Genomic DNA, 9,863 nt, shown 5'->3' with positions numbered 1-9,863 from the left:
CTCAACGCGTTCGACCTCGCGTTCGACGGACGCCTGTCCACCGGCCGCAACTAACCAAATTCAAAATCCAGTTACACCGAAAACTTGACAGCCCCTTCAGTACCCCCAGCGTTACGAAGGCTCCCTTCAGTACGGCCAACGTTACGAAGGCTCCCTTCAGTACGGCCAACGTTACGAAGGCTCCCTTCAGTACGGCCAGCGTTAGGAAGGATGCTCCTATAGATGTCAAGTGGTGTTGGTGAGGTCGGTTATGTCGGCGGTGAGGGTGTGGAAGATTTCTCTGGTGACGTAGCGTTTGAGGCAGCGGATGGTGTGTCGTTTGGGTAGGCCTTCGGCGGTGCGGCGTTGGATGTAGGCGCGTGTTGTGGGGCAGTGGCGCATGCGGACGATCACGATGTGGTAGATCGCGGCGTTGGCGTGGCGGTCGCCGCCGCGGTTGAGGCGGTGGCGGTCGGTGCGGCCGCTGCTGGCGGGGATGGGGGCGGTGCCGCAGAGGTGGGCGAGGGCGGCGTCGCTGTGGATCCGTTGGGGGTTGTCGCCGGCGGTGATGAGGAGTTGGGCGGCGGTGTCGGGGCCGACGCCGAGCAGGGCGGTGGTGCGGGGTAGGAGTTGGGTGGTGAGGGTTGTGAGTTCGGTTTTGGTGTCGTTGATCTCGGTGGTGAGGTGTTGGATGCGGCGGGCCAGGCGCCGTAACGCGGTCTTGGTGGCGGTGGTGGGGTTGGTGAGGTCGCCGGTGGGACGTAGTCGGGCGCAGGTGGTGATGAGTTGTTTGCGGGTGTAGCCGGTCAACGACTCACGCAGGGCCGTGGGGGCGGTGACGATCAGGTTGTCGAGTTGGTTGAGGGCGATGGTGCGGGATTTGACCGCGCCGGTGAGTGTGGTGCGTAGCGCGGCGATGGCGGCGGCGGGGCCGGTGCCGGCTTTGGGGGTGGCGGTGGCCCGACCGGATTGCACGGCGTGGGCGGCGTTGACCGCGTCGTGGGTGTCGGTCTTGCCTGTGCGGCGGCGGGTGTGTCGGTCGGGTTGGTTGACCTCGACCACGCAGACACCGTGGTCGGTGAGGTAGCTGTTCAGGCCGGCGCCGTAGGAGCGGGTGCCCTCGACCCCCACCTTGGTGACCGTGCCGAACCCGTGTAGCCAGGCCAGCAACGCGGTATACCCCGCTCTGGTCGCGGGGAACGTGTGGGTGCCCAACAATCGACCCAGCCCGTCGAGCGCGGCGGTGGTGTGGGTGTCTTTATGAGTGTCGACACCGCCGGTCACCACGACCTCGCGGCTGGTGTCGACGGTGCAGTGTTGATCGGTCATCCTGGAATCGGCCATCCCGTGGTGTCGAACTGGTAGGGGTGGCACGTACCGGGCCGATGTGGGTGGACAGCACAGTGATGGGTGTCCTGGTGGCACAGGCTCCTATCAGGTCACAACCCACCGGTCCGGTGACGTGCATGAACAGAGGATGCGACAAAGCCGGCAGATCCTTCACAAGACAACCCACACAAACCACGGGCGTCGCCGTCCTTCCGAGCCAGACCCATCACACCCCCCATCCACACACCATCATCACTGCGTCCTTCAGTGCGGGGTCTGCGCCGGTTCGGGGGTGTCGGCTGGACCGGTTGGCGCAACTTGGCAACTGGTGATTTGCTCCAGCACATACATCTGAAACATTTCGTCCCGGTCGGACGATTGTTATGTCTTCATCGGTGCGGAGCACAACTCCGGAAGGAGGGGCCGACCCGTGTCGAGACCAACGAAAGACCATCCGGCACCCGCCGACGCGGAGGTGCCGCGACAACGAGCCGGGAGCAGCCAGCCACCCCTGCGACCGGCCCGCACTGAGACTGGAGGTTCCGTCCTGGTCGCGTCCACGTTTCCACCCAAGGTCGCCGGCGCCTCGTTCGACATCGCCGACCTCCGCATCCTGCCCAGAACGCCGCGGCTCGCCACCCGCCTTCTGCCACGCTGGGTAGCCTTCTTCCGCACGAGCAAACGCGCCCGGGGCATCGCCTCCGACGTCGCCGCCCTGCTGCTCGCGGTGCTCGACGTCTGGCTCGTCATCCCCGAGGACGCGCCCTCCTACTCGACGTGGCTGTCCGCCGTCGCGGTGGCCGCCATGGTCATGCGCCGCCACGTGCCGTTCCTGGCCGTCCTGGTGACGGTGCCGGGCTTCATGACGGGCTGGTCGCAGCTCGCCGCCATGATCGCGCTCGGGTCGCTCGCGAAGAAGCACCGGCTGCTGTCCCCGAAGATGGTCGTCGGGATGGTGCTCGTCTTCCTGTGCGGGTACGTCCGCTGGCCGCTGTCGGACTTCGTCGCGTTGAGCTGGCAGGAGCACCTGCTGAACGTGATCTGGGCCGTCATCATCGCGGGCATGCCGGTGGCCATCGGGCTGCTCATGTCCGCGCGGCACGAGCTGTCCGCGCGGATCCGGGAGCTGGCGACGAGCCGGGAGCGGGAGCGGCGGCTCCTCGCCGAGACCGTCCGCGCCGCCGAGCGGGCCGAGCTGGCCCGCGAGATGCACGACGTGGTGTCCCACCAGGTCACGCTCATCGCCATGCAGGCGGGCGCGCTACAGGTGTCCGTGGACGGCAGCGCCGCCGAGGCCGCCCGCACGATCCGCGAGCTGTCCACCCGCACCCTGGAGGAGCTGCGCAACCTGGTGGGTGTGCTGCGCTCCGGCGACTGCGTGGAGGACACCCAGCCGGGCCTCGACGAGCTGGACGACCTCGTGCGCAACTTCCGCGACGACGCCCTGCCGGTCGCTCTGGACGTCCACGCGCGGCCTGGCGACCTGCCTCGCTCGGTGTCCCACGCCGTGTACCGGACGGTGCAGGAGGCGCTCACGAACGTCCGCAAGCACGCGGCGGGTGCGCGGGCCTCGGTCTCGGTGCAGGCAGGGCGGGACACGTTGGTCGTCGAGGTGCACAACGGGCGGGCCAAGGCACGCAAACCGTCACTGCCCTCGGGCGGTCACGGGCTCGTCGGCCTCAGGGAACGCGCCGGGCTGCTCGGCGGCACGTTCTCGGCGGGGCCGACGTCGGAGGGCGGCTTCCGGGTGTCGGCCACCTACCCCCTGGCGGGCTGAGACACGACGAAGGCCGCCGTACGGAACGTGGGTCCGTACGGCGGCCTTCGTCGAACGATCTCTGCGGCCTGCGCAGCTTCGGAGGGCGGAACTCCCCCGGGCCGCAGGCCCTCAGCCTTCGCGTTGTTTGCGGAGCTTGGCCAGGGCCTCGGCGAGGATGGCCTCGCCGTCGGCGTCCGACCGGCGCTCCTTCACGTACGCGAGGTGCGTCTTGTACGGCTCGTTGCGCGGAGCCTTGGGCGGTTCCTGCGAGTCCCTGCCGCCCGGGAGGCCGCAGCGCGGGCAGTCCCACGACTCCGGCTCCTCGGCATCGAGCGCGAACGAGGGTTTGGACTCGTGCCCGTTGGCACACCAGTAGGAGACCCGCCTGCGCGGTGCAGACTCGCCCCGCTCCGACTCGCCCATTGGCCCAGCGCCGACTCGAGTACCTCGAATCGCACTACCACCAGCCATCGACTGTTACACCCCCACAAGGTGGTTCAGGCGGAAAGAAGGTTCGTCCCGTTCCCGGAGAGGACAGGACGGTCAGGCGACCTTGATGAGCAGGCCGAGCCCGATGACGCAGATGATCCAGACAGCGCCGATGAACAGCGTCGCGCGGTCCAGGTTCTTCTCCGCGACGCTCGAGCCGGACAGGCTCGACTGCATGCCGCCACCGAACAGTGACGACAGGCCACCGCCACGGCCACGGTGCAACAGAACCAGAAGGATCAGCAGCAGGCTGGTGACGATGAGACCAATCTGCAGGGCTAGAACCATTTCATCCTCGCTGTCGACCCGGGACCGCGTCAGTTACGGTCGAAGCCACAGGTTACCTGGCGCCTGCTGATCGTTACACAGCGCCCCTTGCCACTTGCGGCTGATTGTTGCCCGCGAGAACAAATTGGTCAATACTCTGCGGCGGGACTCGTTACACCGTTGTATCCGCGTGGCCTCCTCTCGTGCCCTGCCCTGGGCACGTACGGAAGGAGAACACGCATGATCTCTCGTCGCTCGTTCCTCGGGGGGCTCGCGGCGGCGACAGTCGTTGTCCCGCTCGGGGCCCGTGTGGCCAGTGCGGCTTCGATGTCACTGGTGATCGCGAACGAGTCCGGCCGGGGACCGCTGTGGGTGTACGTGGTCGGCACGGACCTGGCGACCGGGCAGCAGTGCCGTCTGTCCGCCGACGGCGCGCTGGTGCCGGTGTCCACGAACGACAACGGCCCCGACGGCTACACCGACTACTCGATCCCGGTCGACGGCTCGCGGACGCTCTCGCTGCCGAAGGGCATGTCCGGCCGGGTGTACGTGGCGCTCGGGTCACAGCTCAGGTTCCGGGCCAACCCCGGCAACGCGCTGGCCTACCCGGCGGGCTGGGTGTCGTCCGACCCGAACTACCCCGTGCTGCACGACTGCATGGAGTTCACCTACGACGGCGCCGGGATGCACTGCAACGTCACGATGGTCGACATGTTGTCGGTGCCGCTCGCGATCTCGCTGTCCGGCGCGTCCCAGCAGTCGACGGGCCGGTTGCGTGACGGCGGCCGCGCGGCGGTGTTCGACGCGTTGCGGGGTGTGCCGGAGTTCGCGGGCCTGGTGTTGGACGACCTGCGGGTCATCGCGCCTGGTCACGGCCTTGACGCGGGCCTGTTCGACGGCGGCTACCTCGGTGGCTGGATCGACGAGGTGTGGGACCACTACCGCTCGACCACGATGACGGTCACGGCCGGCGCCAGGACCTTCACGGGTTCGGTGCAGGGCGACCAGTTCGTGTTCGACAACGGAGTGCGGGCGTTCTCGAAGCCCTCCACCCGGGACGTGCTGTTCTGCGACGGCGCGCTGGCCGCCCCGAACGACGGGGTGACCGGTCCGGTGGCGGCGGCCCTCGGTGCCGGGTTCAACCGTGGCGTCCTGCTGGACACCGGTGCCCAACCCGTGGCTGACGCGGGCACGTACTACCGGCGCGCGGTGACCAACCACTACTCCCGCGTGATGCACGAGAACACGGTCGACGGCAGGGCGTACGGCTTCGCCTTCGACGACGTGTGCGAGCACGCGTCCTACATCGAGGACCCGAACCCGTCGAACCTCACCCTGACGCTGACCCGGTTCTGAGAGAACGAAGGGCCCTCCGTGCAACCGGAGGGCCCTTCGCCAGAAGTCGCGACAGCCGGTCAGGGCAGCGGGCCGCCCGCGGCCATGGCGCTCAGCTTCGTGAACTCCTCGGCATCGAGGCTGGCGCCGCCGACCAGGGCGCCGTCGATGTCGTCCTGCTTGACCAGGTCGCCGATGTTGCCCGACTTGACCGAGCCGCCGTAGAGAACCCGCACGGCGTCGGCGATCTCCTGGCCGTACTTCTCCGCCAGCCTGGCCCGGATCGCGCCGCAGACCTCCTGGGCGTCCTGCGGGGTGGCCACGCGGCCGGTGCCGATCGCCCACACCGGCTCGTAGGCCACGACGACCTTCGACACCAGGTCGGTCTTCACGCCCTTGAGGCCGGCGATCAGCTGCTCGGTCGTGTGCTCGACGTGGTTGCCCGCCTCGCGGACGTCCAGCTTCTCGCCCACACAGAGGATCGGCGACATCTCGTGCTTGAGGACCGCCTTGACCTTCGCGTTGACGAGGTCGTCGGACTCGGCGTGGTACTCGCGGCGTTCGGAGTGGCCGACCGTCACGTACGAGCAGCCGAGTTTCGACAGCATCGCCGCCGAGGTCTCGCCGGTGTACGCGCCGGACTCGTAGCGGGACACGTCCTGCGCGCCGTACTTCAGCTTCAGCTTGTCGCCGTCCACGAGCGTCTGGATGCTGCGGATGTCGACGAACGGCGGCAGCACCGCGACCTCGACCTTGGCGAAGTACTTCTCCGGCAGGGAGAACGCGATCTTCTGCACCAGGGCGATGGCCTCGAGGTGGTTGAGGTTCATCTTCCAGTTGCCGGCAATAAGGACCTGCCTCATCCCGCCACCCCGCAATTCACTGTGTTGGTCGCCTTGCGAGAAGAAGAGTTCTGTTCGGTCACGTGCTTGTGGCTGGCTTGCGTCACGTTCCCCTGAGGCGCGGTTGAGCAGGGCTCATCGTGGCGCCACGAAAAACCGCTCACGCGTTGTCCTCCAGCACCGCGACGCCCGGAAGTTCCTTGCCCTCCAGGTACTCCAGCGACGCGCCGCCGCCGGTGGAGATGTGGGAGAAGCCGTCCTCCGGCAGCCCCAGCGCACGCACGGCCGCGGCGGAGTCGCCGCCGCCGACCACGCTGTAGGAGTCCGAGTCCACGATGGACTGCGCGACCGCACGGGTGCCGTCCGCGAACGGGGCCAGCTCGAACACGCCCATGGGGCCGTTCCAGAAGACCGTGCGCGCCTCGGCGAGCACGGCGGCGTACCGCTCGGCGGTGATCGGCCCGATGTCCAGGCCCATCCAGCCTTCCCGGATGTCGGCCACGAGCACCGACTCGGTCTCGGCGTCCGCCGAGAACCTGTCCGCGATCACGACGTCGGCCGGGAGCATGATCTTCTCGCCCGACTCGGCCAGCAGCTTCTTGCAGGTGTCGATCATGTCGCCCTCGAGCAGCGACTCGCCGACGCCAAGGCCCTCGGCGGCCATGAACGTGAAGCACATGCCGCCGCCCACGAGGAGCCTGTCGACCTTGGGCAGCAACGACTCGATGACGGCCAGCTTGTCCGACACCTTGGAGCCACCGAGCACCACCACGTACGGCCGCTCCGAGTCGCCTGCCAGCTTGCGCAGCACCTCGACCTCGGCGAGCACGAGCCCACCCGCGTAGGCAGGCAGGACCTTCGCCACGTCGTACACCGACGCCTGCTTGCGGTGCACCACACCGAAACCGTCGGACACGAACGCGCCGCCCTCGCCGACCAGTGCGGCGAGGTCACGGGCCAGCGCGGCCCGCTCCGACTCGTCCTTGCTGGTCTCGCGGGCGTCGAAGCGGATGTTCTCCAGCAGCGCGACCTCGCCGTCCGCCAGGCCGTCCACAGTGGACCTGGCGGAGTCGCCGACGACGTCCGCCGCCAGCGTCACGGTCGCGTCGAGCAGCTCATCCAGCCGCACGGCGACCGGCTTGAGCGAGTACTTCGCCTCTGGCGCGCCCTTCGGGCGGCCGAGGTGGGCGGTGACGACGACGCGCGCACCCGCGCCGGTCAGCTTGCTGATCGTGGGCACCGACGCGCGGATGCGACCGTCGTCGGTGATGGTCTCGCCGTCGAGGGGGACGTTCAGGTCGGCGCGCACCAGCACGCGCCGACCGGCCACACCCTCGGCGAGCAGGTCGTCGAGCGTCTTCATCAATACCTCAGAGCTTCGACGCGACGATCGCGGTCAGGTCCGCGAGACGGTTCGAGTAGCCCCACTCGTTGTCGTACCAGCCGTAGACCTTGACCTGGTTGCCGATGACCTTCGTGATCGGCGCGTCGTAGATACACGACGCCGGGTCGGTGACGATGTCCGAGGAGACGATCGGGTCCGTGCTGTAGCGCAGGATGCCCTTGAGCGGACCCTCTGCCGCCGCGAGGTAGGCGGCGTTGACCTCGTCCACGGTGACCTCGCGGGCGAGGTCGACCGTGAGGTCGGTGATCGAGCCGGTCGGCACCGGGACACGCAGCGAGTAGCCGTCCAGCTTGCCGTTCAGCTCCGGCAGCACCAGGCCGATGGCCTTGGCGGCACCGGTGGAGGTCGGCACGACGTTCAGGGCGGCGGCGCGGGCGCGACGCAGGTCCTTGTGCGGGCCGTCCTGCAGGTTCTGGTCCTGCGTGTACGCGTGGATCGTGGTCATCAGGCCCTTTTCGATGGTGAACGCATCGTGGAGGACCTTGGCCAGCGGGGCCAGGCAGTTGGTGGTGCAGGAGGCGTTGGAGATGATCGTCTGCGTGCCGTCGTAGAGGTGCTCGTTGGCACCGATGACGACGGTGAGGTCCTCGCCCTTGGCGGGCGCGGAGATGATGACCTTCTTGGCGCCACCCTCGTCGACGTGCTTGCGCGCGTCGTCGGCCTTGGTGAAGAAGCCCGTCGACTCGATGACGACGTCGACGTCCAGGTCCTTCCAGGGCAGCTTGCCCGGGTCGCGCTCGGCGAGCGCCTTGATGGTCTTGCCGTCGACCTCGATGCCCTCGTCCGTCGCGCGGACGTCGTAGGGCAGTCGGCCCAGGATGCTGTCGAACTGCAGCAGGTGGGCCATGGTCGCGACGTCGCCGAGGTCGTTGAACGCAACGATCTCGATGTCGTGCTTGCTCGCGGCCACCGCGCGCCAGAAGTTGCGGCCGATCCGGCCGAAGCCGTTGACGCCTACTCGAACCGTCACCGTGCGTCTCCTCATGATCGTGTTAGCTGAGGGCCCGAACTCACCCTACTGCCAGAGGTTTGCCTGGTTGTCGAGTGTGCGGGCGACCTAACTGTATCGAATCAGTTGACCGGCTCCCACTGGGCCCGGATCCGGTCGCGGGATTTTTCCGACCGTCACCGTATCTGGCCACGGGGCACCGACTCTTGTTCTGGTGTAAGGGCGCTGGCAGCGGTGGCGAGGCGGGGGATGGCTCGCTACCGCGGGGGGATCGGCACTCGGTGGAAAGACAGGGTTCGCCTGACTGTTTGGGGGTCAGTCAGGCGAGCCCTGTAGTGCGTTTGAAACGTTCACAGACCGCTCACCCGGCCCCGCCGGCCGTACTGAAGGACGCCTTCCTCACGCCCAGCGTTACGAAGGCGTCCTTCAGTGCGGGGCCCGGCCGGGTCAGACCTCGGCCTCGAGCATCTCCTGGGTGACCGCGGACTCGGTGTCCGGCAGCCCCATCTCCTTCGCCCGCTTGTCGGCCATGGCCAGCAGCCTGCGGATGCGTCCGGCGACCGCGTCCTTGGTCATCGGCGGGTCGGACAGCTGGCCCAGCTCCTCCAGCGATGCCTGCCGGTTGGACAGGCGGAGCCTGCCCGCCGCACTGAGGTGCTCCGGCGCCGACGGGCCGAGGATCTCCATCGCCCGCGCCACCCGCGCGGCGGCCGCGACCGCGGCACGCGCCGAGCGACGCAGGTTGGCGTCGTCGAAGTTGGCGAGGCGGTTGGCGGTCGCGCGGACCTCGCGGCGCATCCGCCGCTCCTCCCACGCCAGCACCGACGTGTGCGCGCCGAGCCTGGTCAGCATCGCCCCGATGGCGTCGCCGTCGCGGACCACCACCCGGTCGGCGCCCCGCACCTCGCGGGACTTGGCCTGGATGCCCATCCGCCGCGCGGCCCCGACCAGCGCCAACGCCGCCTCCGGGCCCGGGCACGTGATCTCCAGTGCCGACGAGCGGCCCGGCTCGGTCAGCGAGCCGTGCGCCAGGAACGCCCCACGCCAGGCGGCCTCGGCGTCGCACGCTCCCCCGGACACCACCGCCGCGGGCAGCCCGCGGACGGGTCTGCCGCGCTGGTCGAGCAGGCCGGTCTGGCGGGCCAGCCCGTCACCGTCCCTCACCACCCGCACGACGTACCGCGTCCCCTTGCGCAGCCCGCCGGACGCGAGGACGTGGATGTCCGCGCTGTGCCCGTACAGGTCGTGGATCTCCTTGCGCAACCGGCGCGCGGCCGCGCCCGTGTCCAGCTCGGCCTCGACGACCACCCGGCCGCCCACGATGTGCAGCCCGCCCGCGAACCGCAGGAGCGACGACACCTCCGAGCGCCGGCAACACGTCTTGGACACGGCCAGCCGGCTCAGCTCATCCTTCACCGCCGCGGTCATCGCCACGATGACAGCTCCTCTCCCACCTCGCGGGTACTCCTCCCACAGAGCCCCCCGCCTCCCACGCAGGCGTACATCCCA

At 68.7% G+C, this 9,863-nt stretch carries 9 protein-coding genes; 2 read left to right on the top strand and 7 right to left on the bottom strand.

Going from position 1 to position 9,863, the window contains the following annotated elements:
• Nucleotides 1-225 precede the first annotated feature (225 nt).
• Nucleotides 226-1,308, bottom strand: coding sequence for an IS110 family RNA-guided transposase (locus CLV71_RS23775; protein WP_133905028.1), 1,083 nt, complete (start codon nt 1,306-1,308; stop codon nt 226-228).
• A gap of 430 nt (nt 1,309-1,738) precedes the next feature.
• On the opposite strand from CLV71_RS23775, the gene CLV71_RS23770 reads away from it, so the two are divergent.
• Nucleotides 1,739-3,085, top strand: coding sequence for a sensor histidine kinase (locus CLV71_RS23770; protein WP_341771666.1), 1,347 nt, complete (start codon nt 1,739-1,741; stop codon nt 3,083-3,085).
• A gap of 111 nt (nt 3,086-3,196) precedes the next feature.
• Here CLV71_RS23770 and CLV71_RS23765 read toward each other — a convergent pair whose 3' ends face one another.
• Entirely contained in the window at nt 3,197-3,538 is a 342-nt protein-coding gene (locus tag CLV71_RS23765) for an RNA polymerase-binding protein RbpA (protein WP_133905027.1), read from the bottom strand.
• Nucleotides 3,539-3,610: 72 nt separating this feature from the next.
• Nucleotides 3,611-3,844 carry a preprotein translocase subunit SecG gene (secG, locus tag CLV71_RS23760; protein ID WP_133905026.1) on the bottom strand — a complete coding sequence of 78 codons (234 nt, stop codon included), beginning with the start codon at nt 3,842-3,844 and terminating at the stop codon, nt 3,611-3,613.
• A 219-nt stretch (nt 3,845-4,063) separates the two neighbouring features.
• Between secG and CLV71_RS23755 the strand changes: the two genes are divergently transcribed.
• Nucleotides 4,064-5,179, top strand: a complete 1,116-nt coding sequence (locus CLV71_RS23755; protein ID WP_133905025.1) for a beta-1,3-glucanase family protein — start codon at nt 4,064-4,066, stop codon at nt 5,177-5,179.
• Between the two features lie 59 nt (nt 5,180-5,238).
• On the opposite strand, the gene tpiA is transcribed toward CLV71_RS23755, so the two are convergent.
• From tpiA to whiA, 4 genes are all read right to left on the bottom strand, one after another.
• Entirely contained in the window at nt 5,239-6,021 is a 783-nt protein-coding gene (gene tpiA / locus CLV71_RS23750; protein ID WP_133905024.1) for a triose-phosphate isomerase, read from the bottom strand.
• A 139-nt stretch (nt 6,022-6,160) separates the two neighbouring features.
• Nucleotides 6,161-7,363: a phosphoglycerate kinase gene (locus CLV71_RS23745; protein ID WP_133905023.1), complete on the bottom strand. Its 1,203-nt coding sequence runs from the start codon at nt 7,361-7,363 to the stop codon at nt 6,161-6,163.
• A 7-nt stretch (nt 7,364-7,370) separates the two neighbouring features.
• Nucleotides 7,371-8,375, bottom strand: coding sequence for a type I glyceraldehyde-3-phosphate dehydrogenase (gap, locus tag CLV71_RS23740; RefSeq protein ID WP_133905022.1), 1,005 nt, complete (start codon nt 8,373-8,375; stop codon nt 7,371-7,373).
• A 426-nt stretch (nt 8,376-8,801) separates the two neighbouring features.
• On the bottom strand, nt 8,802-9,788 hold the full coding sequence (whiA, locus tag CLV71_RS23735; protein ID WP_133905021.1) for a DNA-binding protein WhiA: 987 nt from the start codon (nt 9,786-9,788) through the stop codon (nt 8,802-8,804).
• Nucleotides 9,789-9,863: the final 75 nt, after the last annotated feature.

The sequence above is a fragment of the Actinophytocola oryzae genome, assembly GCF_004364325.1.
Classification (GTDB): Bacteria; Actinomycetota; Actinomycetes; order Mycobacteriales; family Pseudonocardiaceae; genus Actinophytocola; species Actinophytocola oryzae.
The sequence above is the reverse complement of the archived record's forward strand: the minus strand, read 5'-3'. Positions and strand labels throughout refer to the sequence as shown.

Coding starts and splice junctions, on each gene's coding strand:
- CLV71_RS23765 (WP_133905027.1), bottom strand. CDS start 3,538: ATGGCTGGTGGTAGTGCGATTCGAGGTACTCGAGTCGGCGCTGGGCCA.
- tpiA (WP_133905024.1), bottom strand. CDS start 6,021: ATGAGGCAGGTCCTTATTGCCGGCAACTGGAAGATGAACCTCAACCAC.
- secG (WP_133905026.1), bottom strand. CDS start 3,844: ATGGTTCTAGCCCTGCAGATTGGTCTCATCGTCACCAGCCTGCTGCTG.
- CLV71_RS23745 (WP_133905023.1), bottom strand. CDS start 7,363: ATGAAGACGCTCGACGACCTGCTCGCCGAGGGTGTGGCCGGTCGGCGC.
- CLV71_RS23775 (WP_133905028.1), bottom strand. CDS start 1,308: ATGACCGATCAACACTGCACCGTCGACACCAGCCGCGAGGTCGTGGTG.
- CLV71_RS23755 (WP_133905025.1), top strand. CDS start 4,064: ATGATCTCTCGTCGCTCGTTCCTCGGGGGGCTCGCGGCGGCGACAGTC.